Below are 24,512 nucleotides of genomic sequence, written 5' to 3' on the forward strand. Positions count from 1 at the left end.
TTAATGATTAGAGGTTCACTACTTAGTTTGTAATAAATGTTTTTTTTCATTGCCAGTCACTTTACATAGTCTGCTTATGTTCCAGTATAACGCTTTTATATCTTCGCCGTAACTGCCAGCCCCCGCCAAAAAACAAAAACGACCGGCCAAGCCCCGCTAGTTGACCATATCCGGTCCCTCCCCATAACTGGACGGAAATTTAATGGGCACGGCATCTTACCGTTAAGCGATAGGATGCCAGCAATGACGATGCCTCACCGATACAAAAGCCGGATCTGCCCGGTCACAAAGCACACCACTTTCAAATGGGGCGCCATATCCATTCACCATGAAAAATGATGGCGCCCCCTTCCGCTGGCCATGAAAAGCGTTGTTTACACACCCGCCGTAGACTACACTTTAGGCCTTAATAATGGTCAGGAGCCCTTATGCACAGAATCCCCAATGTAAGGGACAGGGAGCCAGCCAGGTCATTCTGTTTCATAACAGACGCCAGTTCCTTGCTGTCACGCCCCCCAAAGGGAAGGTGGAATATCCGGCTGGCAACCTAGCCCCTGATCAGCTAGAAGCGGGGATTATTGTACGGTTTATGCGTAATGCCAAAGCAATGGAAGCAAAGCCCCTGCATATTCCAGACACCACCCTACCCCGTAACCCCGTTATAAACTAACCCCTCTTACCGGAGCCAATCAGTGAACCCAAGCAACTGGACTATCCAACAATCCGCCCAAACCTATGCCATAGACTCATGGGGTAACAGTTATTTTTCAATTAACGATAACGGGCATGTCTGCGTCAGACCCAGTGCTGATAAAACCATCAGTTTGGATTTGTTTGAAATTGCCCAATCCTTAAATGACAAACAATTGTCCTTGCCAGTGCTGGTGCGTTTCACCGACATTTTGAAAGACCGCGTCATCCGTTTGGACAATGCCTTCAAAAATGCCTGTGCCAAACTGGCTTACACAGGCAAATACACGCCTGTCTATCCAATCAAAGTCAACCAACAGCGGCAGGTCGTCGAAGGCATTTTGGCGGCGGATAATATCGGTTTGGAAGCGGGCAGCAAGCCGGAATTGCTGGCGATCATGGCCTTGTCGCACCAAGGCGTGGTGGTCTGCAACGGCTACAAAGACCGCGCGTACATCCGCCTCGCGCTGATCGGCCTGAAAATGGGCCTGAACCTGCATCTGGTCATCGAAAAACCGCTGGAACTGGAATTGATTATCGAAGAAGCGGCAAAACTGGATGTACAGCCTGTACTAGGTGTGCGTGTCCGTTTGTCCAGCATCAGCGCGGGCAAATGGCAAAACAGCGGTGGCGAGAAATCCAAATTCGGCCTTCATGCCTATGAAGTCCTGCAACTGATTGAGCGCCTCAAGCAAGCCAACTTGCTCGATTGCCTGAAACTGATGCACTTCCACATGGGTTCGCAAATCGCCAACATCCATGATATTAAAATCGCCCTGAAAGAAGCCGGGCAATTTTATGTCGAACTGCGCCGCTTGGGCGCGGCGATAAAAATCGTCGATGCGGGCGGTGGTTTGGGCGTGGATTACGACGGTAGCCGTTCACGCCGCGAATCGTCGATCAACTACAGCCTGGACGAATACGCGCACAACATCGTCCGCAGCTTCGCCGACATCTGCGCCGAAAAACAAGTGCCACAACCCGACATCATCACCGAATCTGGCCGCGCCCTGACCGCCCACCACGCCGTGCTCATCACCAACGTCACTGACATTGAATCGGTGTACAGTAACGATAAAGCCGCGCTGGACGTAACGGATAACCGTAATCTGGTTGAAGCCTATCACGATGCCTATTTCCAACTGTCCGAAGCCCGCGCCAAATTCGCCCGCGACAAACTCAGCATCAACGGCTTGGCAGCAGCGGAAAATGACTACGCGATTTTTTGCCAACAACTGCAAAATTCACTCAATTCGAACAACCAAAACGAAGCCGAGATTTTGCAAGAACTGAGCGAAAAACTTGCCGACAAGATTTTCTGCAATTTCTCGCTGTTCCAATCCCTGCCGGACATTTGGGGCATAGACCAAATCTTCCCGATCATGCCCATCCACCGCCTGGACGAACAACCCACCCGCCGCGCCGTTATCCAAGATTTGACCTGCGATTCGGACGGACGTATCGACCAATACATCGACGGGCAAAATCTTGAAAAAACCCTGCCTGTACATAACATCAACAGTGAAGAGCCGTATCTGATTGGTTTTTTCATGGTCGGTGCCTACCAAGAGATTTTGGGTGACATGCACAATCTGTTCGGCGACACCCATTCCATCAATATCAAACTCGACGACAACGGCTACCATTTCTACGACCTGCAAGAAGGTGAAGACGTATCGGAATTGCTGGATTATGTGCATATCAGCAGCGAAGAACTCAAAGCCGCGTTTAGGGAGAAATTGGCGAACAGTGACTTGAGTGACGGGCAACGTCAGGAATATGAACAGGAGTTGGTGGCGGGGTTGAATGCTTATACTTACTTAGAAAAATAGGCTCTGAGAGTTAGAAAGATGTTGTAGGATGAGAAGCCCATCGAAATTAGCACAGTAAACTGCGGGATACGGCGGTGTCGCTTCTCATCGAATTAGTAAGGAAACAGGTGACAATAATGATAAATTTATCCGACCAAGCGCTTTTGGCTTTATTAGACGCTCTCGAATCTGACCGGGTTGAACGTAAGGAATCTTTCAAGGGCGATGTCCCCAAAAAGGCACGCCAAGCTGTCTGTGCTTTTGCCAATGATTTGCCTAATCATAATGGACTTGGGGTTCTATTTATTGGCGCCAAGGACAATGGGGAGCCAAGTGGTTTGGAGGTAACAGACCAACTGTTGCTGGCATTAGCTGACATCAAGACAGATGGCAACATTCTGCCGTTACCCGTATTATCGGTAGAAAAACGACAACTGAAAGGTGCTGACATGGCTGTGGTCACGGTCATGCCGTCTGACATGCCCCCAGTCAAATATGAAGGCCGAATCTGGATTCGGATTGGCCCGCGCCGCGCCATTGCCAACGCACAGGACGAGCGTATCCTCAATGAGAAACGTCGTTACAAAAACCTGCCATTTGACATTTATCCGATCCCTACAGCAAAACTCACAGATTTATCACGGGTCATTTTCGAAAATGAATACCTACCTGCTGCTTTTGCCGCCGACGTGCTGGAAACGAACGGACGCACTTTTGAGCAACGTCTTGCTTCTTGCAAAATGATTGTTTCACCCGATGACCCGATACCAACGGTCATGGGTTTATTAGCCATAGGTAAAAGCCCGCAAGATTTCTTGCCGGGTGCGTACGTGCAATTCCTTAGGATTGACGGCACCGAGTTGGCTGATCCAGTCATTGATGAAGAAAATATCGGGGGGGCGGTCGTGGAAATGTTGCGCCGTACCGAAGAAAAACTCAAAGCCCATAATCGGGTTACAGTCGACATTACGTCAGCCCCAACTCATCAAAAAGGGATGCCGTACCCTTCTGCCGCTATCCAGCAAATCTTATACAACGCTGTATTGCACCGAAGCTATGAAAGTACGAATGCCCCGGTTAGGGTTTATTGGTTTAATGACCGGATTGAAATTAACAGTCCTGGCGGCCCTTATGGCAATGTGACCTCTGAGAATTTTGGTAAACCGGGAATTACTGATTACCGGAACCCGAATATGGGGGATGTTTTAAAAACGTTTGGTTTTATTCAAGCTTTTGGCCGTGGCATTGCCGTTGCCAGGCGGGAAATGGCTAATAATGGCAATCCTGAACCACTTTTTGAAACGAACCAAAGCGCAGTCGTTTGCACATTGAAGGCCAAATCATGACACCTCCCGTTTTAACTTTCTTTAATAATAAAGGCGGGGTCGGAAAAACCTCTTTGATTTACCATTTGGCTTGGATGTTTGCCAGTTTGCGTAAACGCGTGGTGATTATTGACCTTGACCCGCAATCTAACCTAACCGCAGCATTTTTGGATGAAGAAGATATTGAAACTATTTGGAGTACGCAAAATTCAGGCTCCACTATCTACCAATGCGTAAAGCCGCTTATGGAAGTTAATGACATTGCAGAACCAGCCTTACAAAGAATAGCAACCGACCTATACCTCCTACCCGGCGATGTCGATTTGTCTTGCTTTGAGGACGAATTGTCCAAAGAATGGCCCAGTAGCATGGGCGACAGGGCATTGTACCGCCCCATGCGAATCATCAGTGCCTTTTGGCAAGTCATGCAAATGGCAGCTGCAAAAGTGCAAGCCGACATCATTTTGGTGGATATAGGGCCCAACCTTGGTGCGATTAATCGCTCGGTATTAATCGCAACCGATTATGTAGTCATTCCTTTGGGAGCAGATTTGTTTTCTTTACAAGGCCTACGCAATCTAGGGCCCACTTTAAAAAGCTGGAAAAGCTCTTGGAATAAAAGGCTGCACAACTGGCAAGGCAGCCCCGAAGCCCACAACTATAGTGCTTTGGAATTGCCAAAAGGTAATATGAAACCTATTGGTTATCTCTGCCAGCAACACAGTGTCCGCCTTGACCGTCCTGTAAAAGCCTATGACAAATGGGTCAACCGCATCCCAAATGTCTATCGGGAAGCGGTTTTGGATGAAGCACCTATCAATACGATGAAACAGGCAGATGACCCATACTGCCTTGCCATTATCAAGCATTACCGTAGCCTAATGCCTATGGCTCAAGAACACCGCAAAGCCATCTTTAATTTGACCCCGGCAGATGGTGCTATCGGTAGCCACGCCAGCGCAGTGCAAGATGCCAAAAAAGATTTCAGAGAACTGGCTATAAGAATCGCCGGACTCATTGGCGTAATACTATGAATCGCCATACCCAACCAGATTAAAAACCATTTGGCATTGCCATAAAAAACAGGAGAAACACATGCAAGTTGGTTTTATCGGCCTAGGTGCAATGGGCTTAGGGATGGCACGCAACCTTGCCAAAGCGGGTTTGCTGGCGGGCGTGTATAACCGCACTGCCGCAAAAGCCCAAGCCTTGGCGGCGGAACTGGCTGTCGTCACCGCTTATGCAGACATTACCAAGCTTGCCGCTGACATGGATGTGGTGCTGACCTGCGTGTCGGCGGATAGCGATGTGTTGGCGGTGGTTGCAGCGATTGCCGGGACTGCCAAAGCGGGTACGGTGGTGGTGGATATGTCCACAGTCAGCAGCGGAACCGCGCAACAGGCGGCGGTGTTGTTACGGGCAAAAGGCGTGGCGTTTGTGGATGCGCCCGTTTCCGGTGGTGTGGAAGGGGCGAACAACGGCACGTTGTCGATCATGATCGGCGGGGATGCGGATACCTTGGACAAAGTGCGTCCGGTGCTGGAAGCTATGTCATCGCGCATTATCCACGTTGGCCCTACAGGTTCGGGGCAAGCGACCAAAGCGGTCAATCAAGTGATGTGCGCTGGCATCAACCAAGCGGTGACCGAAGCCTTGGCGTTTGCGGCGGCGCAAAACCTGCCAATGGAAAAAGTCATCGACGCGGTGGCGGGTGGTGCGGCGGGGAATTGGTTTTTGGATAAGCGCGGCAAGACGATGACCAGCGGGACCTTTGCGCCAGGATTTAAGTTGGCCTTGCATCACAAAGACTTAAAAATCTGCCAACGCATGGCGGAAAATGCCCAGGTGGCGATTCCCTTGTCGGTGATGACCATTACCGAATATGAACAGCTCATGGCGGCAGGCCATGGCGATGAAGACATATCGGCTTTGTTTCGCCTAAAAAGCGGACATTGAGGAACAGGTTTAAATCATAATTGCTGTAAAATCCAAAACCCAGCGCAAGACTATCGGCCATAATTTCCGAAATTTTTAACCCCTAGCTGAGGAACCGCTATGAAACAAGAACGCCATTCCCTAATCGCCACCGTATTTTTCATAGGCGTCATCATTGCCCTGCTAAGCTATTTGTTCCATCCCGATGTCGGCGTCTTTAAGCTGGTCGTCAATGGCCAGCCAGTAGACAACGCCATTGTCCAATTTGCGGCGATCCCCAGCGTTTTAGCGGTGATGTTGATAAGCGGCGTCCTGGCGGCATTGCTGTTTTTTGGCGTTGGCCTGGTGATATTTTTTGCCGCCCTTTTTGTCGCCCTATTCGCGGTTTTCCTCTTCGCCCCCTTTTTCTGGCCCGTCCTGGTCATTATATTGCTGATGGCCGCCTTAATGCCGTTCAATAGCCGTAGGTGACAGCTGCCTTGCCACTAAAAATATAACTAAACCAATGCCATAACCCAAAAAGGTAAGCGATGCAAGACCTTGTGGATATTACCAGGCTCACCGGTTTATTGCATGCCGGAGCCGCCATCAGCGTGGCCAGTTGCGGCAATTTGCAAAGGCCAGCCATAACTAGGGGGATAGGCTGCCGGTTGTTGGCGGAAAGCGGGCTTTTATCGGTTTTTGTTTCACGCCATACGTCTGCCGATTTGCTAGCCGATGTTATCACCCACCCGCATATCGCCGCGGTATTTTGCCTGCCCTTAACTGAACAAGCGATCCAAATCAAAGGCCTGGTTACCTTGACACGGCCTTTAACGGACATGGAACTCGGCCATTTGGAAAACCACCGGAAGGCTTTTGCCGAACAAATTTCCCCGCTAGGTTACGGGCAGGCATTTATTTCCAGTTATCTTTATGCCGAAGACCCGGTTGCGATGCTTGTGAAACCCTTGGCGGTTTACCAACAAACGCCAGGGCCTTTGGCGGGCAGCCATCTTGCTTAGTGACCGCCATGCCGTTTTCTTTAGAATCCTTGCGTGATTGTTTTGATGGTGGCGTGCCCAGCGTACTGGCCACCAGCTCGCTTGATGGCATCCCCAACATTGCCTACCTTTCCCAATTCCAATACATGGATTATCGGCATATCGCCCTTACCTTCCAGTTTTTTAACAAAACCCGCGCCAATATTTTGGCTAACCCTTATGCCACGCTGTATGTGACGCACTCGGAAACCGCCGCCAGCTATAGGCTGTCTTTGCATTACCTGCATACGGAAACTTCAGGGCCGTTGTTTGAGATGATGCGGGCAAAGTTGTCGGGGATTGCCGCGCACACCGGCATGGCTGGCATATTCCGCTTGCTGGGCGCAGACGTTTACGAAGTGCTGGATATGGAAGAACTGCCTGTTGCCCATGTTCAAGCCAAGAAAAAACGCCCCAACCTGTTGCCCTTACTCCGGCAAAGCGCGTTCCGGCTCAATGCCCACATGGATTTGGACAAGCTGTTCAGTGGCCTGATGGAAGTGATGCAGGAAAATTTCGGCATCCAATATGCCATGATGCTGATGCTCGATGGCGCACGCCAGTGTTTGTACACGGTCGCCAGTATCGGTTATGGCTCGGCCGGTATCGGTTCGGAAACGCCCCTAGGCTACGGCGTGATCGGTATCGCCGGGCGCGAACAAACGCCGATACGCATTGCCCACAGCACCAGCGAGTACGGCTACGGCAAAGCCATACGCGCCAGCATGGAACAAATCGGCCTGACCGGACAATTGGAAACGGCCATTCCAATACCCGGCATTGCCGAATGCCGTAGCCAGATGGCCGTCCCCGTCAGCTTTGACGGACAGTTATTGGGCGTGCTTTATGTCGAAAGCGACCAAGACCTGCGTTTTGGCTATGATGACTAAGATGCGCTAATGACCTTGGCCGCCCATCTCGCCAATGCCATCCAGCGTTTGACTGAGGTTGCAGAGCCTTGTCCTGATGAAACGCCGCCCCTTTTTTCCGAATATCCTTTGGTGGACGGCTTCCCCATCCATATCCGCCATTTCCAATGTGACCATAGCCTGTTTATTAACGGCAGCTACCTGATCAAAGGCGTTGCCGGTGCGATACTGTGGTATCTGGCGCAGGAATACCAACAACAAGGCCGTAACAATTTCAGTAATCGTGAGCTACGGTTGCAGCCTGAGATTGGTTTGCCGGAATTGTCGGATAATCTGGAAGCGCGGCTCGTTTTACTTAAGCGCCGCCTGGACGAAAGGCAATGCGGGGTCCGTATTGAAAAAGCCGGGCGCGGACGATTTTGCCTAACCCTCTCCCGCCCGCTGGTACTGAACAATGTTGCCAAATGAAAACGAAGAGGCCGGAAAATTTGCGGCTTTTGCTTAAAACCGCCCTCCCCCACAATCAAGCGCAGGGTTTTACCAGCGGCGCTATGGCCGGACGTGACTTACCCCGTTAGTTAAGAAAATTTTAAGAAGCGGCAAAGGGTTTCTTAATAAACCCGATAATTCAAAATGATAAACTTATCATTTTGAATTTCTTTTAATTTCTGGGAGACAACCATGGCACTTAAATTCATACGCATCGCGGTAATTTACGCACTGTTAGGCATAGGCATTGGTATTTACATGGCCGCCAGCCATGCTTTTGCACAACGCGACACCCATGCCCACGCCAACCTGCTCGGCTGGGTTTCACTGGCCCTATCCGGCTTGATTTACCAAGCCTTCCCTTACTTGGCGCAACATGTCTTGGCCAAAGTGCATTTCTGGTCACAGAATATCGGATTGCCGATCACCTTAGTGGGCATCGCCCTGATTTACGGTGGCAATGCCAGCTTAGGCGAACCCTTTGCCAGTATAGGTTCCACCATAGTGGCGGTTGGTTTTGTCGCCTTGGCAATCAATATCTTCAGAAAATCACCCGGCGAGGCATAAGGATGATGGACAGGCTTATCCTCAAGGCCAAGGCAGGACGCCAGCCACCCCAGCTAAGCACTGGACCTGTTGCCAACAGCTAGGCAAAACTTTCGGCCAGGTCACCATAACGGTGGCCGCCACGTTATCTCTCTAATCCCACCGCTTCCATCACCCTTCCGGGGCCATCAGTTACGCCACGCCGTATGGCTCCGCGAAAACCGCAGGCCTTCCAAGCATATTTTGGCAACTGGATTTCTATATTCAGTTAAAATTGCCACCCATTGATGAATTGCCCGCACCCGCCCATTTTTAAAATGGATTTCACGTAAACCCCAGTCAAGCAATCCCTTATAACCCACATTAATGCGCATCATCCTAGGCATAGAATACAACGGCAGCCATTATTCCGGCTGGCAAGCACAAGCACATGCCCGAAGTGTGCAACAAGAATTGGAACTGGCGTTAAGCAAAATCGCCCACCATCCGGTGAAGGTCTGCTGTGCCGGACGCACGGACTCCGGTGTCCATGCGCTGGAGCAAGTGGTGCATTTTGACACCGATGCCGTGCGGCCTTTGGAGGCTTGGCTGTTAGGGGGCAATAGCCAATTGCCAGCCGATGTCAGGATACTCTGGGCGCGTCCTGCAAGCGGCGGTTTCCACGCCCGTTATAGCGCGATCGCCCGTTTTTACCGCTATGTCATCAGCAACCGTCCGGTCAAATCGGCCTTGCTTCACCAACAGACCACCTGGTGCTACGCGCCTTTGGATGCGGACAGAATGCACGAGGCCGCGCAATTTCTCATAGGTGAACATGATTTTTCTTCCTTCCGCGCCCAAAGTTGCGAATCCAAAAGCCCGAACCGGCTGATGTACTTTATTGAAGTTCACCGCAATGGCGACCAGGTGGTGATGGACATTTCCGCCAATGCCTTTTTGCATCACATGGTCAGGAATATTGCAGGGGTGTTGATGGAGATCGGCACAGGCAAGCAACCGCTTGACTGGACACGTTTTTTATTGGAAGTGAAAGACCGCAAACTCGCCGCCAGAACGGCGCCACCGGAAGGCTTATATCTGGGCGGGGTGTATTATCCCGATGAATTTGGCTTGGTTAAAAATCCGATATTCTCTAAATTGCCCAGTGACGCCAAACGTTTTGATTAGCTTGCAGCACCTGCTAGCGAGTTGCAATTCCCGCAATATCAGGTAGATTGTGCCTATTGATCGGGCTTCCTTCACATTAAAACGGCTATGTACAATTTTTTATCTTTCCAAATCCACGGCGGCGAGGATCACGGCGGCTTGGCTGACGGCCTCGTCAGTTTGCTGGCGTTCATCGAAGGGCTGGCCGCAACCACCCCAGGCGGCCTATTTTCGACCCTGATGCCCGGCGTCTCGGCGATGATGAACATCCATCCCATGCTGGTGCATTTCCCCATCGCTTTTTTGCTGGCTTTTTTTGCCGTGGATGCCGTGGCGACTGTGGCCAAAAAACCGTCATGGCGTGAAGTGGCCAGTTGGTTTTTATACCTAGGTACGGTCGCCGCCGCCTTCACGGTGCTGGCGGGGTTTATCGCCGCCGATACCGTCCCGCACGGCGACAATGTCCATGCCATTATGGAACGCCACGAACATTTCGGCATTTCGGTGTTGTCCTTGGCAACGGTGTTGTCGTTGTGGCGCATGAAAACAGGCGCAGCTTTACATGGCGTTGCCAATGGCTTATTCCTGTCCGCCGCCGCGATCTTATGCTTGCTGTTGAGTTTGGGGGCGGACTTGGGCGGGTTGATGGTCTACAAATACGGTGTCGCGGTTGCCGCCGTTCCGGTACCGGAAAATGGTGTTGGCCACGAACACGGCCATAACCACGAACACCCTCACGAATAAGCTTCCGTCCACAAACGGCACGAACCATCCAGCACGGTATGAAAAGCAAGCAACTCCTTTAATCTCATAATTTTTCTAAATTCCCATATCACTTTATGCGAACTCGCGTTAAAATTTGCGGTTTTACCCGTGTCGAGGATGCGGTTTTTGCTGCGCGTTCAGGTGCCGATGCCATAGGCTTGGTGTTTTATCCACCCAGCCCGCGCCATATCGGAATCGCCGAAGCAAGCAATATCGTCAACGCCCTGCCCGCTTTTACGACGGCCGTGGCCTTGTTTGTCGATGCAATCGAAGCCGAGATACGCGATGTGCTGGCAAATGTGGCTATTGATTGCCTGCAATTCCACGGCGATGAAACGCCGGAACAATGCCGGATTTATGGCAAACGCTATATCAAAGCGATTCGAATGCAGGACGGCGTGGATGTCCACCAGCTTGCGGCTGATTATCACGATGCCGACGGTTTGTTGCTGGATGCTTACCATCCACACGCCAAAGGCGGCACGGGCAGCCAGTTTGATTGGGAGTTGATCCCGAATGATTGCGCATTGCCGATTATCTTGGCGGGCGGTTTGGATGCCGGCAACGCCAGAGCCGCCGTACAAATGGTCAGGCCATACGCGCTGGATGTCAGTAGCGGCGTGGAGACTGGCAAAGGTATTAAAGATGCGCAAAAAATGCGGGCGTTTTTAAAGGAAGTTACTCAAGGGGATACGCTATAGAGACTGTGAAAGTATTGCAAAATGCTCTAAGAATTAATGGTTGCCCACAAAAAACACGAAACAATTAAATAATAACTTTCAATAACTTATATTTGATCTGATTTTACACTTTCGTGTTTTTTCGTGATTTTCGTGGACATAAAATAATTCTTTCACAGTCTCTATATTAATTGCCCCTTCAATAAGTTATTAATTGTTTCATAAGTGCTTGCCGGAACAATTATGAAATTTAAGATGCAAGCACTTATGAAACAATTATAAATATGACAGAAAAATACACCATGCCCGATGCGCGCGGACATTTCGGCCCTTACGGCGGTATGTTCGTTGCTGAAACCCTGATCCCACCGATCCAGGAACTGAACGCCGCCTACCAACGCTATCTGGACGATCCTGATTTCATCGCCGAGCTGGACAAAGATTTGCAATACTATGTCGGCCGCCCTTCGCCTTTGTACCACGCCGAACGCTGGAGCCGCGAATTGGGTGGCGCGCAAATTTACCTGAAACGCGAAGACCTCAACCATACCGGTTCGCACAAAATCAACAACACGGTTGGCCAAGCCCTGCTCGCCAAACGCATGGGCAAAACCCGCATCATCGCCGAGACCGGCGCAGGCCAGCATGGCGTCGCCACCGCCACGGTCGCGGCGCGGCTGGGCTTGGAATGCGTGGTATACATGGGCGCGGTCGATGTCGCGCGGCAATCTTTGAACGTCTACCGCATGAAATTGCTGGGCGCGACCGTCGTCGCCGTGGAGTCCGGTTCCAAAACCCTGAAAGATGCGCTTAACGAAGCCCTACGCGATTGGGTGACCAACGTCGACAACACCTTCTACATCATCGGCACGGTCGCCGGCCCCCACCCCTACCCTGCGATGGTCCGCGATTTCCAAGCGATTATCGGCCGCGAAGCCAAACAGCAATGTTTGGACGCGACCGGGCGCTTGCCGGATGCGCTGGTCGCCTGTGTCGGCGGCGGTTCCAATGCGATTGGTCTGTTCTATCCGTTCATTGACGATGCTTCCGTGGCGATGGTCGGCGTGGAAGCGGCGGGTGACGGCATAGCGACCGGCCGGCATTCCGCGCCCTTGTCGGCAGGCCGTCCGGGCGTGTTACACGGCAACCGCACTTATCTGATGGCCGATGACGACGGCGAAATCATCGAAACCCATTCGATTTCCGCTGGCTTGGATTACCCGGGTGTCGGCCCTGAACACGCCTGGCTGAAAGACACCGGACGGGCTCAGTACGTCAGCATCACCGATAACGAAGCTTTGGATGGCTTTTACGCGCTGACCCGTATGGAAGGCATCATCCCTGCGCTGGAATCCAGCCACGCGATGGCCTACGCGATGAAACTCGCACCCACGATGCGCCCGGACCAAACACTCATCATTAATTTGTCCGGTCGTGGCGACAAAGACATGCAAACCATGGCAAGACGAGAAGGAATAGAACTGTGAGCCGATTAGCCGCCAAATTTGAAGAATTATCCAAGTCAGGCCGTAAGGCGTTAATCCCGTTCATCACCGCTGGCGACCCGTACCCCGAATTCACCGTACCGATGATGCACGCGATGGTTGAAGCGGGCGTTGACGTGATCGAATTGGGCGTGCCGTTTTCCGACCCGATGGCGGACGGCCCAGTCATCCAACGCGCCAGCGAACGCGCCTTGGCGCACAAAATGAGCTTGCGCCGCACCTTGGCAATAGCCATGGAATTCCGGCGCACCAACCAACATACGCCAGTTGTGCTGATGGGCTATCTGAACCCCATCGAAGCGATGGGCTATGAAGAATTTGCCAACGCCACCGCCCGCGCCGAGGTCGATGGCATTTTAACCGTCGATTTGCCGCCCGAAGAAGGCGAACACTGCGCTGCTTTGCTGAAAGCCCGCGACATCGACCCGATTTTCTTGCTAGCCCCTAACAGTAGCGAAGAACGTATCCGCTTGATGGATGCCATCGGTAGCGGTTATCTGTATTATGTGTCCCTAAAAGGGGTGACGGGCGCCGGCCACTTGGACACCGCCAATGTCAAAGCCAAGCTCGAACAATTACGCGCCAACACAAACTTGCCGGTGGCCATTGGCTTTGGTGTCAAAGACGCGGAAACGGCAAAAACAATTGCGGCGTTAGGTGATGGCGTGGTCATAGGCAGCGCCTTGATCAGCAAAATTGAAGCGAACCTAGACACCCCTGCGCAAGCCAAACAGGAAATCATTGAATTGTTAGCGTCCATGCGGCTAGCGATGGACAGCAACGGAGCTTAATATGAGTTGGTTAGAAAAATTACGCCCTTCTTTTATCAAAACCGATACGGCCACGAAAAGGACGACAGTACCCGAAGGTTTGTGGAGCAAATGCCCGAACTGTAGCGCCATCCTGTACAACTCGGAATTGGAAAAAAATTATAGCGTTTGCCCTAAATGCGACCATCACATGCGCATCTCGGCAAGAATGCGTATCGATATGTTCCTGGACGAGAACAACCGCGAAGAAATCGGCAAAACCATCAAGCCATTGGATCCTTTGAAATTTAGGGACATCAAAAAATATAAGGAACGCTTAGTCGTTGCCCAAAAGCAAACTAAAGAAAATGACGCGCTGGTGGTGATGAAAGGGCGACTCAAAGGCCAGGACATCGTCGTTGCCGCGTTTGATTTTAGTTTTATGGGCGGGTCTATGGGCTCGGTGGTCGGCGAACGCTTTGTGCGCGGCATTAACAAAAGCTTGGAACTGGGCGTCCCGTTTATCGTATTTACAGCCAGCGGCGGGGCGCGTATGCAGGAATCGTTGTTTTCCTTGTTCCAAATGGCAAAAACCAGCGCCGCCTTAACTAAATTATCCGAAGCGGGCATCCCTTACATTTCCTACATGACCGACCCTACCATGGGGGGCGTTTCCGCCAGCTTGGCGATGCTGGGCGACATTAATGTTGCCGAACCCAATGCCCTGATCGGTTTTGCCGGCCCCCGCGTCATCGAACAAACCGTGCGGGAAAAATTGCCCGAAGGTTTCCAACGCAGTGAATTTTTGCAGGAACACGGGGCTATTGACATGATCATTGATAGACGCTTGATGCGCGATAAGATAGCCGATATCCTAGCCATTTTAATGGCCAGCAAAGCCCCTGGAGCCATCCCGGCAGAAACGGCCGAACCGGCAGATGATGCCGCGTTTGCGGCTTAATCAGATCATATACATTTAGGCTTATTTTTCGATAATGTATTTTGATTCACTACCCGGCTGGTTGAGCTGGCAAGAAAGCTTGCATCCGGTAGCAATAGATTTAGGCCTGGAACGGGTCGCAGCCGTTTACGATGCGTTAAACCCTAACCATCATAAGCCTTTGACAATCACAGTCGCGGGGACTAATGGCAAGGGTTCCTGTGTCGCCTATCTTGAAGCCATTTATAAAGCACAAGGCTATCGGGTCGGCACCTATACCTCGCCACACCTGATCAAATATAACGAACGGATTAAAATAGCCGGCGAGCCCGTATCCGATGAACTGATTTGTGAAGCTTTTGTGCGCATAGAAGCTGTCCGCAACGACCATTCCTTGAGTTATTTCGAATTTGGCACGCTTGCCGCCCTTGACATATTCTGGCGTGCCGGTTTGGATATCCAGCTGTTGGAAGTGGGTTTGGGGGGCCGGCTGGACGCCGTGAACATCGTCGATCCTGATATTGCTTTGGTCACCAGCATTGGTATTGACCATGTCTATTGGCTGGGCGACACACGCGAAGCCATAGGGCGCGAGAAAGCCGGGATTTTTCGTGCCGCGACTCCGGCGATAGTGGGCGACAACAATCCGCCGGATTCTGTCTTGGCAACCGCCTCGGAAAAGGACGCCCTACTCTACCGCATCAATCATGAATTCCGTTATGCCAGAAAAGGCGCCACTTGGGATTGGCAGGCAGGTGAACGGTGTCTCCATGACTTACCGGAACCTGCCTTAAAAGGCGAACACCAGTACCGCAACGCGTCATCCGCCATTTTAGCCGTGGAGCTGTTATCCAAGCGTTTGCCGGTCAGCGAAATGTCGATACGGCACGGCCTGGAAACCGTCAGCTTGGCAGGGCGTTTCCAATTGTTTCCCGGGGATATTCCTGTCATCCTGGACGTGGGGCATAATCCGGATGCAGTCAAAACGTTAGTGGCTTACCTCTCGGATTATTTTCCTGGACGGCGCGTCCATGCGGTATTTTCCATGATGAAGGACAAAGATATCAGCGGGGTGCTAAACATCATGGACGCCGCCGTCGATAGCTGGTATTTCGCGCCATTGACCAACCCTAGGGCCATATCCGAATCCGCGATGCGTGAGATTTTTTTACAAAGTCCAGTCAGCAAGGTATGCTTTGGCTTCACGGGTTTTACGGATGCCTTTAACGCGGCAAAAAACCAAGCGCAACCTGGCGATGTGTTACTAGTTTTTGGCTCCTTCTTTTTGGTGTCTGATTGTTTGAATGAATTTGAGAAAAGCGAGTTGACAACATGAATCAAGAATTAACACAACGGATTATTGGCGCCATTGTCGTTACTGCTTTGGCCGCTATTTTTATCCCCATGCTCTTTGAGGATCCTGTTGACAACAGTGGTCAAGTGGTCAGCGAACTGGTCATCCCTGACGAACCCGCCATCACCGTAGACGATTCGCTCAGTAAACTGCCACGGAATGCTGACAGCATTGCGCCATTGCCCGATGAAACGGCAGAAACGCCTGAAAAGCCTGATGATAATCTTGCCGAAAGTGAAAATATGACGCCTCCCCCCATGGAAGAAGAGGAGCTGACAGGTGACCCCATGGACAATGAAGTGGCCGGCGAAGAAGCCGCGCCGGCCGACCCAATGGGTGGGCAAGAAGAACCAGACAATTCTGTCCAAGCCCTGCCGCAAACCCCAAGTTTAGACACTGGCGAAGTCGGTGGGGCAAAACAACCGATCATGAAGGCGCCAACCCCAAAGGCAGGGACAAAGCCTGAAGTAGCCCGAAATTACAAAAAAGCCGACCCTGCTATTGTCAAACCGAGCCCTATTAGCAAAGCGGCCCCGACATCAACACCCGGCAAAGTTACCAAACCTGTGGCAAAACCCGCTAAACCTGTTGCAGGCTTGTCGCGTTGGTATCTCCAGGCTGGCAGTTTCAGTAAAAAAGAAAACGCCTTATCGTTGTCCGACGCTATCCGTAAACAAGGCATGCCCGTCCTATTGGAAACCGTCCAAACCAGCAAAGGCGTTTTATACCGGCTTCGGGTCGGGCCTGAGCTGGATAAAAAACGGGCGGCGGCTATGAAAAACAAACTCGATCAACAGAATATCAGTAGTATTCTGGTCTCTGAATAAATCCGATCCCCTAACGATAAGTCCAACCCATGATCTGGATAGATTATGCTATTGCCGGAATGGTGGTTATTTCCTCGATCATTGGTACGGTTAGGGGCTATAGCCATCAAGCCTTTTCCTTGCTATGTGAATTTGTCGCCTTATTCGTTGGCTTGGGGTTCAGCCGGGAGTTAGCGTATTTTTTGCCTATCCCTACTCAAGACCCTCACGCCAGGATGACGGTTGCATTTATCGCTTTATATTTGCTGACGGTTTTGTTGGGTAGGATAATTCGTATGTTATTAGGCAACCTTCTAAAAAGCACGCCATTAACGCTAGTTGACCGTTCGGGTGGAATGGTATTGGGCATGATGCTCGGCTGCATTTGGGTGACGGCTATCGTTATCATGGCAGGCTTGTCCGTCCTACCCCATTCGCCATGGTGGCACAAAGCCAACTTGCTGCCACCTTTTCAAACCATCGCCCTCTGGCTACAAGCTCATTTTCCATCGGATTTGTTGGAAAATATCCGTTATCGCTAACACTTTTAAATTCAGGTCGTAAAAAATGTGTGGTATTGCTGCTATTGTTTCGCATCACGAAGTCAACCAAGAACTCTATGACGCGCTGACCGTCCTGCAACATCGCGGGCAAGATGCGGCGGGGATAGTCACTTGCAAAAACGGGCGTTTGCATTTACGTAAAGACACTGGCTTGACCCGTGATGTCTTCACCAATGCCCAGATGATGAAGCTGCGGGGCAATATGGGCATTGCCCATGTCCGTTATCCCACGGCGGGCTGTACCGGATCTGCCGAAGCCCAACCGTTTTACGTCAATTCGCCATTTGGTTTGACCTTGGCGCATAACGGCAACTTGACCAACACCGAAGAATTGAAGGAAGCGTTGTTTGTCCAAGACCAACGCCATATCAACACCGACTCCGACTCTGAAGTCTTGCTCAACGTCTTCGCACACGAATTGCAAAGCCTGGGCAAACTGCATTTAAGCGTCGCCGATGTCTTCCAGGCCGTCGCCGGCGTGCATAGGCGTTGCCGTGGCGCGTATGCCGTCGTCATTATGATAGCCGGTTTTGGTATCTTAGGTTTCCGCGACCCCAACGGCATCCGGCCAGTCGTTTTCGGGCAACGGCAAAGCAAAGACGGCCCGGAATTTATGATCGCTTCCGAAAGCGTCGCCCTGGACGTGCTAGGTTTTGAACTTATCCGCGACATTGCGGCGGGTGAAGCCGTTTTTATCGAAGAATCAGGTACCTTGCATACCCAACAATGCGCCGAAAAAACCGACCATTGCCCTTGTATTTTCGAATACGTTTATTTCGCCCGCCCCGATTCTATCATTGACAATATTTCGGTCTATAAAGCCCGCTTGCGGATGGGCACAAAACTGGCTGAAAAAATCCAAAAAGAATGGGCCGATAATGACATTGATGTTGTCATCCCGATACCCGACACTAGTCGCACCGCCGCCTTGCAAATGGCTTACATCCTAGGCGTAAAGTTCCGCGAAGGCTTTATCAAGAACCGTTACATAGGCCGTACCTTCATCATGCCCGGACAAAAGATGCGCGAGAAATCTGTCCGCCAAAAACTCAACGCCATCGGCCTGGAATTTGAAGGCAAAAATGTGCTGTTGGTCGATGATTCCGTGGTCAGGGGCACAACCTCGGAACAAATCATCCAAATGGCCCGGGATGCAGGCGCTAAAAAAGTTTATTTCGCCTCCGCCGCCCCTCCTGTCCGTTACCCCAACGTCTACGGCATCGACATGCCCGCCGCCCACGAACTGATCGCCCACAACCGTAGTGAAGAAGAAGTGTGCGCGGCCATCGGCGCAGACCGTTTGATTTACCAAGGATTGGAAGACTTGATCGCCGCCGTCGGCAAAGGCAACCCGAACATCACCCATTTCGACACCTCCTGTTTCAGCCACGAATACATCACTGGCGACATTGATGATGACTACCTCGAACGTATAGAAGCCCTACGCAACGACAGTGCGCAAGGCCAGAGAAATTCTGAGAATTTTATTGTCGAAATGCAAAATTGTGATTGACATGATAAGTTCTCCGAAGCGGGCAATCCTATTCCGATCTTGCCCGTATTTGACACTCTGCTAGACCGGGGCAAGAAATCTGAACATAAGGATTTCAATAGTGCACTGATTTAACAACATTGTTAGAATGTAAACTCCTACTCTTTAAATTTATTTAAATAAGCATTATGAACAATATGAAAATAAAACTTGTCGCAATTGCTAAAGACGAGGCGGCATATTTGCCAGAATGGATCTTTCACCACTTTTTTTTTGGTTTTGATGAAATTGAAGTATACGTAAACTTTACTTCTGATAATACATACAAAGTTTTAGAAAAAATACAAAAGAATTTTCCGGTTAAATTTAAGAATGCAGAGTATTTAATTGAACCAGAGAATGATGAATACGATGTTATATTGAATGATAAATTCCTTGAATATAACAGATTACAATCCAGAGCTTTTGCTGAAGCCTACGTTAATGCAAAAGACGATGGCTTTACTCATGTAATGTTTTTGGACGTGGACGAGTTTTGGACTCCTCTTTGCTTTTCTAAAAGCATAAAGAATGTATTGGTTGATATGGGCGATCCCGATAGGGCTTTATTTAGGTGGAAAGGTAGGCTTGAAGAAATTGAAGAGTTTGAACGGCCTTTTAAGAAAGAAATATTATATCTTCAAGCAAAAATACCTAAATTCATTGTAAAAACGGGTATCGAAATCAAGATATTAAGCACACACCTCTGTGGAGTTATAGATAAAAATCGTAAAGCGATTAGTCCAAATGGTGATAAAAATGCGTTTATATTACATAGGTTTCAAAGAAGTGAGATGGAGTACATATCATTACTGGGTCGAGGCGACCCCAGTTTTGCCGGTACATTTGGCCTAAAACCCAATAGGCCGGGATATATCGGCTCTGTAGATAGTGAGGTTATGGCGATTGATGGTGATCTCATAAACAAATATGATGATCGCTACCAAGACTTCTTAAAAATGAATGATATTTTTGAGGATATCCAAGAAGCAAAAACATTTGTCTTAAAAAGATCCAAAATTGTTTTAAATTATATCCAAGAAAATCACAATATTAATAAAATAGCAAAAAAAGTAGTCCGGGGATTAACGCTTAATAAGCAGATTTTATTAGATCTTAACCAAACACGGGAATTGAGTAGATCGGAAATTCTGACATTGAAAGGAATAGCCCTTGAATTAGAAAAGGATGATCTGAAAAAAGCTTACGAACTGATGAAGATTGCAGGTAGCTTTAGGCCTCAGATGCAATATTACAAAAATAAGCTAAAACAATATGCATTGGCTCTAGAAAAGGAGCAAAGCACTACCCCCCCTTAGCAACTGACGTTACGCAGTAACGTGTTTTTACCCTCCTTGCCGCACGGGAAAAATCCGGTACCAGTCGCTAAGTCAACAGCAGTGTTGGGGGTCACTGCCAACGGTGGGCTATCCGTAGCGTACAGTGACTGCTATCGTGCATTGCGCGGCCTATGATGTATGCACGCAGGGCGGCGGGTGAAACCAATTGCTGCCCAATGACCGGTTACACAAAAATCTTACACACCCTCAAATTATCAGTCTATAAGACACCCGGGCGATATTTGCCCAATATGCACACCTTATCTCTGGCTTTTTCTCCCAGCCTTCCGCACAATACCCCCTACAAAACTACAGTTTAATGAATTAGCTGTAGCCCTTGCTAACTAAACCACAGGGTAAACTTATGGCTTCCAACACAAACCGCCCCACTTCCCCTCATTTGCAAATCTACAAATTGCCGTTAACAGGCCTTATCTCGATTTCCCACCGTATCACGGGCGTCATGTTGTCGGTGGGTCTGCTGTTTATTGTTTATATTTTATCTGCGGTCTCTGGTGGCATTAATACCTATGGCGAAATGCAAGGGATACTCGATAACGGGTTGGTCACGCTGATGTATTGGGGGTTTGTTTACGCACTTTTTTTCCATTTGTGCCATGGTGTGCGGCATTTGGTTTGGGACACTGGCGAGACTTTTGCTAAGGAAACGTTAGACTATTACGCTAAAATCGAGCTTGGCGCGGCTTTTGCGTTAACATTATTCGCGTTAATCTTTATTTGAGAGGCAACTTCATGGATTTTAGACCCCCTTTAGCCAAAGCGCTGGGATTAGGTTCGGCAAAAACCGGAACTTCACATTGGTGGATGCAACGCGTCACCGCCGTGGCTTTAGTCCCGTTATCCTTCCCGCTGTTGACCTTGCTGAATTTGTGCTTCAACGAGCCTTACCGAGACACGGTGGCGTGGCTGGCCACACCGTTTAATACCGTGTGCATCGTGGCGTGGCTATTGGCGGTGTTTTATCATGCCGCCCTAGGCTTGCAAGTGGTGATTGAGGATTATGTCGCCAACGAAGGCGCGAAAATCGCCGCCGTGTGGGCGGTGAACCTGGCGTTCCTATTTCTGGCACTGGCGGCGTTGCTGGCGGTTTTGCGTATCATTTTAGTGGGATAAGGCATGTCTACAAGTTACAAAATTATCGAACACGCTTACGATGTCATCGTCGTGGGCGCAGGTGGCGCGGGGTTGCGGGCGACGTTTGGCATGGCTGAAAAGGGGCTCAAAACCGCTTGCCTGACCAAAGTTTTCCCTACCCGCAGCCATACGGTGGCGGCGCAAGGCGGTATCAGCGCGGCCTTGGGCAATATGGGCGAAGATGACTGGCGTTTCCACATGTACGACACGGTCAAAGGCTCGGACTGGCTGGGCGACCAGGATGCGATTGAATACATGTGCCGCGAGGCGATCCCGGCGGTCATTGAACTGGAACATTACGGCGTGCCGTTCTCGCGCACCGCTGACGGCAAGATTTACCAACGCGCCTTTGGCGGCATGACCACGCATTACGGCAAAGGCCTTGCGCAACGCACATGTGCGGCGGCTGACAAAACCGGCCACGCGATTTTGCACACCTTGTACCAGCAAGCCTTGAAGCATAACGCCGAATTCTTCGTGGAATACATCGCGCTGGATTTGATCATGCAGGATGGCGAATGCCGGGGCGTGTTGGCGTGGTGCCTGGATGACGGCTCCTTGCATTTGTTCAAAGGCCACCAAACGGTGTTGGCGACGGGCGGTTATGGCCGCAGTTATTTTTCCTGCACGTCCGCGCATACCGTCACTGGCGATGGCAATGCGATGGTTCTGCGCGCGGGTTTGCCGTTGCAGGACATGGAGTTCATCCAATTCCACCCGACCGGCATTTACGGCGCGGGTTGCCTGATCACCGAAGGGGTCAGGGGCGAAGGCGGTTATTTGACCAATTCCGAAGGCGAGCGGTTTATGGAACGCTACGCGCCATCGGCGAAAGATTTGGCTTCCCGCGACGTGGTCAGCCGCGCCATGACCATCGAAATCAACGAAGGCCGTGGCGTGGGTAAGCTTAAAGACCATATTTATCTGCATATTGAGCATCTTGACCCGGCGATTATCCACGAGCGTCTGCCGGGCATAGCCGAAACTTCGAAAATTTTCGCCGGGGTTGACGTTACGAAAGAGCCGATCCCGGTTTTGCCGACCGTGCATTACAACATGGGCGGCATCCCCACCAATTACAAAGCCGAAGTGGTGACCTTGGAAAACGGCAATCCTGACAAAGTCGTCCCTGGCCTGATGGCCATCGGCGAAGCGGCCTGCGTGTCAGTGCATGGCGCGAACCGTTTGGGTTCGAACTCCTTGCTGGATCTGATCGTGTTCGGCCGTTCCGCGGCCATCCGTTGCGCCGAACTCATCAAACCTGGCACCGCCCATAAACCGCTCAATAAAGATGCTTGCGGGGCGGCCTTGGCGCGGTTTGACAAAATCCGCAATGCCAACGGCAGCCGCAGCACCGCCGAAATCCGTCTGGACATGCAACGCACCATGCAAACCAAAGCCGCCGTGTTTAGGACCCAAACCACGTTGGATGAAGGCATAGCGGCAATGGCAAAAATCAGCGCATCGTTTGCCGATGTCACCGTGAAAGACAAGTCATTGATCTGGAACACGGACTTGGTGGAAACCTTAGAACTGGATAATCTGCTCGCCCAAGCCAATGTCGCCATCAACGCGGCCGGCAACCGTAAGGAAAGCCGTGGTGGCCATGCGCGGGAAGATTACCCCAACCGTGACGATGCCAACTGGATGAAGCATACGCTGACTTGGCTGACCGACGGCCAGGTCGGGATTGATTACCGTCCTGTGCATTTGTACACCTTGTCGGATGATGTGGAGGCGATCCCGCCCAAAGAACGGGTTTATTGATTCCTAAAACGGATGTTAGCCCGGCCTCATCAGGCCCGCCTGCTGCCGTGAAGCGTTTTATTGCCCCATTTTGACCAGTGGAGGATTGTTGCCAATATGACAACCATAGCAAGTCACCAGCAAATATTATCAGCCTTTCCCAGGTTCTATCCGGCCGCCTTTATCCTACCTAGGTTACCTGCCACAGGGTTCCTGATATTGGCATTGTTATTGGCTTTTACGGCATCGGCCGCTGCCGAAAGCATAAGCCCGCCGCCAGCTTCCCGGCAAGCCAGCGATATTGAAGTGTTTGTCCGCGAAGGCTGCCCGCATTGTGCTGACGCCGAGCAATTCTTGGAAGTCTTGCGCAAAGAGCAGCCTCAATTGCAAATACTGATCCATGATATCCAAAAAGAACCTAAGGCCTTGGAACGCTTGAAAAGCATCGCCGATGCACAAAACCTCGCCATGGTCAGGGTTCCGGCCTTTTACCTCAACGGGCATTTGATATTCGGGTATTCCGATGAAGCCGGCACGGGCAAACTGTTGCGTGCCGAATTGGCGCAACGGCCAGTGGAGAAGCCGCTGCCAGGCAATGATACGGGCAGTTGCGAGGCTGAAGAGGCGCTTTCTTGCACCCCCAACGACACCATCCCTAAAGCAGCCGAGGATTTTGACCTGACCTTGCTAGGCACGCAGATTTCTTTGGCGCAAGTGGGTTTGCCGCTGTTTACGATTGCGATGGGATTGTTGGACGGTTTTAACCCTTGTTCGATGTGGGTGCTGATCCTAATGATTTCGCTGCTAGCCCCTATGCGTGACAGAAAGCGCATGTTTGCAGTGGCGGGGGCTTTTGTCGCTGTTGAAGGCATCGCCTATTTTGTGTTCATGGCGGCGTGGTTGAACCTGTTTTTGCTGATAGGGTTGTCGCGTGCCTCAGAAATTGCCATCGCCGCCATGGCGATACTGGCGGGCACAATTAACCTTAAGGATGTTTGGGCTTATGGCCGGGGTGTTTCGCTCTCCATCCCCAAGTCTGCAAAACCGGGCATCTACGCTAAGATCCGGGGCATCCTGCAAGCGGAAAACCTTCTTGGTGCGGTGCTGGGCGCAGTCACGTTGGCAATTTTAGTGCAAATCGTTGAATTCCTATGTACGTCCGGTTTTCCGGCGCTTTACACCCGCATCTTGACCTTACGGCAAACCGAAGGCATGGGCTATTACGGCTACCTGTTACTTTACAACCTGGCCTATATGCTGGATGACTTCATCGTGCTGGGCATTGGCGTGATCACCCTCAGCCAACGCAGATTGCAGGAAAAGGAAGGGCGGGCATTGAAACTGGTCAGCGGTTTGGTCATGGTGGGATTGGGTTTGTATTTGCTGTCCGCCCAATAGCACTTTGCCCCCAAAGCCAGCAGGAAAGCCTGTGGACAGGGCCTGGAAGACACCAGAACCGCCCCCTATTATTGAACCTTAGACGGCAACACATTTTTTACGCAAGATCATTGACTTTTCCACGCCTAAAACTGGAAACACGCGTTT

General features: G+C 50.8%; 24 protein-coding genes. All 24 read left to right on the plus strand.

The annotated features are described in order from the left end of the window. Positions 1–692 precede the first annotated feature (692 nt). The 24 genes from speA (at position 693) to METMI_RS0119445 (ending at position 24,365) form a co-directional block, all read left to right on the plus strand. A complete protein-coding gene (speA, locus tag METMI_RS0119325) occupies positions 693–2,522 on the plus strand; it encodes a biosynthetic arginine decarboxylase (RefSeq protein WP_019867952.1) in 1,830 nt (609 codons plus the stop codon). Positions 2,523–2,638: 116 nt separating this feature from the next. Next, positions 2,639–3,847 carry an ATP-binding protein gene (locus tag METMI_RS0119330; protein ID WP_019867953.1) on the plus strand — a complete coding sequence of 403 codons (1,209 nt, stop codon included), beginning with the start codon at positions 2,639–2,641 and terminating at the stop codon, positions 3,845–3,847. Further along, positions 3,844–4,860 carry a ParA family protein gene (locus METMI_RS0119335; RefSeq protein ID WP_019867954.1) on the plus strand — a complete coding sequence of 339 codons (1,017 nt, stop codon included), beginning with the start codon at positions 3,844–3,846 and terminating at the stop codon, positions 4,858–4,860. The genes METMI_RS0119330 and METMI_RS0119335 overlap by 4 nt, the downstream gene beginning before the upstream one ends. A 61-nt stretch (positions 4,861–4,921) precedes the next feature. Then, complete coding sequence (locus METMI_RS0119340) at positions 4,922–5,782, plus strand: NAD(P)-dependent oxidoreductase (RefSeq protein WP_019867955.1); 861 nt, start codon at positions 4,922–4,924, stop codon at positions 5,780–5,782. 99 nt (positions 5,783–5,881) lie between these two features. After that, positions 5,882–6,232, plus strand: coding sequence for a hypothetical protein (locus METMI_RS0119345; RefSeq protein WP_019867956.1), 351 nt, complete (start codon positions 5,882–5,884; stop codon positions 6,230–6,232). Between the two features lie 59 nt (positions 6,233–6,291). Beyond that, positions 6,292–6,765 carry a hypothetical protein gene (locus tag METMI_RS0119350; protein WP_019867957.1) on the plus strand — a complete coding sequence of 158 codons (474 nt, stop codon included), beginning with the start codon at positions 6,292–6,294 and terminating at the stop codon, positions 6,763–6,765. Between the two features lie 8 nt (positions 6,766–6,773). Further along, entirely contained in the window at positions 6,774–7,673 is a 900-nt protein-coding gene (locus tag METMI_RS24655; protein ID WP_198007944.1) for a GAF domain-containing protein, read from the plus strand. Between the two features lie 9 nt (positions 7,674–7,682). Beyond that, positions 7,683–8,120 carry a hypothetical protein gene (locus METMI_RS27550; protein WP_019867959.1) on the plus strand — a complete coding sequence of 146 codons (438 nt, stop codon included), beginning with the start codon at positions 7,683–7,685 and terminating at the stop codon, positions 8,118–8,120. Between the two features lie 213 nt (positions 8,121–8,333). Further along, positions 8,334–8,708, plus strand: coding sequence for a hypothetical protein (locus METMI_RS0119365; RefSeq protein ID WP_019867961.1), 375 nt, complete (start codon positions 8,334–8,336; stop codon positions 8,706–8,708). 345 nt (positions 8,709–9,053) lie between these two features. Beyond that, positions 9,054–9,854, plus strand: a complete 801-nt coding sequence (gene truA / locus METMI_RS0119375; protein WP_019867963.1) for a tRNA pseudouridine(38-40) synthase TruA — start codon at positions 9,054–9,056, stop codon at positions 9,852–9,854. 87 nt (positions 9,855–9,941) lie between these two features. Further along, positions 9,942–10,577 (plus strand): DUF2231 domain-containing protein, encoded by a 636-nt coding sequence (locus tag METMI_RS0119380; protein WP_019867964.1) that lies wholly within the window; start codon positions 9,942–9,944, stop codon positions 10,575–10,577. A gap of 95 nt (positions 10,578–10,672) precedes the next feature. After that, a complete protein-coding gene (locus METMI_RS0119385) occupies positions 10,673–11,299 on the plus strand; it encodes a phosphoribosylanthranilate isomerase (RefSeq protein WP_019867965.1) in 627 nt (208 codons plus the stop codon). 263 nt (positions 11,300–11,562) lie between these two features. Continuing rightward, a complete protein-coding gene (gene trpB / locus METMI_RS0119390; protein WP_019867966.1) occupies positions 11,563–12,765 on the plus strand; it encodes a tryptophan synthase subunit beta in 1,203 nt (400 codons plus the stop codon). Beyond that, positions 12,762–13,574: a tryptophan synthase subunit alpha gene (trpA, locus tag METMI_RS0119395; RefSeq protein WP_019867967.1), complete on the plus strand. Its 813-nt coding sequence runs from the start codon at positions 12,762–12,764 to the stop codon at positions 13,572–13,574. Before trpB ends, trpA begins: the two co-directional genes overlap by 4 nt. Position 13,575: 1 nt before the next feature. Continuing rightward, the gene (gene accD, locus METMI_RS24660; RefSeq protein WP_019867968.1) at positions 13,576–14,493 is read left to right on the plus strand and encodes an acetyl-CoA carboxylase, carboxyltransferase subunit beta; all 918 of its coding nucleotides are present in this window, start codon (positions 13,576–13,578) and stop codon (positions 14,491–14,493) included. 34 nt (positions 14,494–14,527) lie between these two features. Further along, the gene (gene folC / locus METMI_RS0119405) at positions 14,528–15,808 is read left to right on the plus strand and encodes a bifunctional tetrahydrofolate synthase/dihydrofolate synthase (RefSeq protein WP_019867969.1); all 1,281 of its coding nucleotides are present in this window, start codon (positions 14,528–14,530) and stop codon (positions 15,806–15,808) included. Then, complete coding sequence (locus tag METMI_RS25755) at positions 15,805–16,653, plus strand: SPOR domain-containing protein (RefSeq protein WP_019867970.1); 849 nt, start codon at positions 15,805–15,807, stop codon at positions 16,651–16,653. The genes folC and METMI_RS25755 overlap by 4 nt, the downstream gene beginning before the upstream one ends. Positions 16,654–16,682: 29 nt before the next feature. Then, complete coding sequence (locus METMI_RS0119415) at positions 16,683–17,174, plus strand: CvpA family protein (RefSeq protein ID WP_029151818.1); 492 nt, start codon at positions 16,683–16,685, stop codon at positions 17,172–17,174. Between the two features lie 25 nt (positions 17,175–17,199). Next, on the plus strand, positions 17,200–18,708 hold the full coding sequence (purF, locus tag METMI_RS0119420; RefSeq protein WP_019867972.1) for an amidophosphoribosyltransferase: 1,509 nt from the start codon (positions 17,200–17,202) through the stop codon (positions 18,706–18,708). A gap of 176 nt (positions 18,709–18,884) precedes the next feature. Beyond that, positions 18,885–20,045: a glycosyltransferase family 2 protein gene (locus tag METMI_RS0119425; RefSeq protein ID WP_019867973.1), complete on the plus strand. Its 1,161-nt coding sequence runs from the start codon at positions 18,885–18,887 to the stop codon at positions 20,043–20,045. Between the two features lie 385 nt (positions 20,046–20,430). Continuing rightward, positions 20,431–20,808, plus strand: a complete 378-nt coding sequence (gene sdhC, locus METMI_RS0119430; RefSeq protein WP_019867974.1) for a succinate dehydrogenase, cytochrome b556 subunit — start codon at positions 20,431–20,433, stop codon at positions 20,806–20,808. A gap of 11 nt (positions 20,809–20,819) precedes the next feature. Further along, on the plus strand, positions 20,820–21,200 hold the full coding sequence (gene sdhD / locus METMI_RS0119435; RefSeq protein WP_019867975.1) for a succinate dehydrogenase, hydrophobic membrane anchor protein: 381 nt from the start codon (positions 20,820–20,822) through the stop codon (positions 21,198–21,200). Positions 21,201–21,203: 3 nt separating this feature from the next. Further along, positions 21,204–22,988: a succinate dehydrogenase flavoprotein subunit gene (gene sdhA / locus METMI_RS0119440; protein ID WP_019867976.1), complete on the plus strand. Its 1,785-nt coding sequence runs from the start codon at positions 21,204–21,206 to the stop codon at positions 22,986–22,988. 198 nt (positions 22,989–23,186) lie between these two features. Further along, on the plus strand, positions 23,187–24,365 hold the full coding sequence (locus METMI_RS0119445; RefSeq protein WP_332248678.1) for a glutaredoxin family protein: 1,179 nt from the start codon (positions 23,187–23,189) through the stop codon (positions 24,363–24,365). The last annotated feature ends 147 nt before the right edge of the window (positions 24,366–24,512 follow it).

Origin of the sequence: Methylovulum miyakonense HT12, assembly GCF_000384075.1 — a bacterium.
Lineage (GTDB): Bacteria > Pseudomonadota > Gammaproteobacteria > Methylococcales > Methylomonadaceae > Methylovulum > Methylovulum miyakonense.

What these genes read in the sequence shown, in the direction of transcription:
- truA (WP_019867963.1), top strand. Translation starts at nt 9,054, where the DNA reads ATGCGCATCATCCTAGGCATAGAATACAACGGCAGCCATTATTCCGGC.
- purF (WP_019867972.1), top strand. Translation starts at nt 17,200, where the DNA reads ATGTGTGGTATTGCTGCTATTGTTTCGCATCACGAAGTCAACCAAGAA.
- METMI_RS0119330 (WP_019867953.1), top strand. Translation starts at nt 2,639, where the DNA reads ATGATAAATTTATCCGACCAAGCGCTTTTGGCTTTATTAGACGCTCTC.
- sdhC (WP_019867974.1), top strand. Translation starts at nt 20,431, where the DNA reads ATGGCTTCCAACACAAACCGCCCCACTTCCCCTCATTTGCAAATCTAC.
- METMI_RS0119380 (WP_019867964.1), top strand. Translation starts at nt 9,942, where the DNA reads ATGTACAATTTTTTATCTTTCCAAATCCACGGCGGCGAGGATCACGGC.
- METMI_RS24655 (WP_198007944.1), top strand. Translation starts at nt 6,774, where the DNA reads ATGCCGTTTTCTTTAGAATCCTTGCGTGATTGTTTTGATGGTGGCGTG.
- trpB (WP_019867966.1), top strand. Translation starts at nt 11,563, where the DNA reads ATGACAGAAAAATACACCATGCCCGATGCGCGCGGACATTTCGGCCCT.
- METMI_RS0119365 (WP_019867961.1), top strand. Translation starts at nt 8,334, where the DNA reads ATGGCACTTAAATTCATACGCATCGCGGTAATTTACGCACTGTTAGGC.
- METMI_RS0119350 (WP_019867957.1), top strand. Translation starts at nt 6,292, where the DNA reads ATGCAAGACCTTGTGGATATTACCAGGCTCACCGGTTTATTGCATGCC.
- METMI_RS0119340 (WP_019867955.1), top strand. Translation starts at nt 4,922, where the DNA reads ATGCAAGTTGGTTTTATCGGCCTAGGTGCAATGGGCTTAGGGATGGCA.
- accD (WP_019867968.1), top strand. Translation starts at nt 13,576, where the DNA reads ATGAGTTGGTTAGAAAAATTACGCCCTTCTTTTATCAAAACCGATACG.
- METMI_RS0119335 (WP_019867954.1), top strand. Translation starts at nt 3,844, where the DNA reads ATGACACCTCCCGTTTTAACTTTCTTTAATAATAAAGGCGGGGTCGGA.
- METMI_RS0119425 (WP_019867973.1), top strand. Translation starts at nt 18,885, where the DNA reads ATGAAAATAAAACTTGTCGCAATTGCTAAAGACGAGGCGGCATATTTG.
- folC (WP_019867969.1), top strand. Translation starts at nt 14,528, where the DNA reads ATGTATTTTGATTCACTACCCGGCTGGTTGAGCTGGCAAGAAAGCTTG.
- METMI_RS25755 (WP_019867970.1), top strand. Translation starts at nt 15,805, where the DNA reads ATGAATCAAGAATTAACACAACGGATTATTGGCGCCATTGTCGTTACT.
- METMI_RS0119385 (WP_019867965.1), top strand. Translation starts at nt 10,673, where the DNA reads ATGCGAACTCGCGTTAAAATTTGCGGTTTTACCCGTGTCGAGGATGCG.
- METMI_RS0119345 (WP_019867956.1), top strand. Translation starts at nt 5,882, where the DNA reads ATGAAACAAGAACGCCATTCCCTAATCGCCACCGTATTTTTCATAGGC.
- sdhD (WP_019867975.1), top strand. Translation starts at nt 20,820, where the DNA reads ATGGATTTTAGACCCCCTTTAGCCAAAGCGCTGGGATTAGGTTCGGCA.
- sdhA (WP_019867976.1), top strand. Translation starts at nt 21,204, where the DNA reads ATGTCTACAAGTTACAAAATTATCGAACACGCTTACGATGTCATCGTC.
- METMI_RS0119415 (WP_029151818.1), top strand. Translation starts at nt 16,683, where the DNA reads ATGATCTGGATAGATTATGCTATTGCCGGAATGGTGGTTATTTCCTCG.
- METMI_RS27550 (WP_019867959.1), top strand. Translation starts at nt 7,683, where the DNA reads ATGACCTTGGCCGCCCATCTCGCCAATGCCATCCAGCGTTTGACTGAG.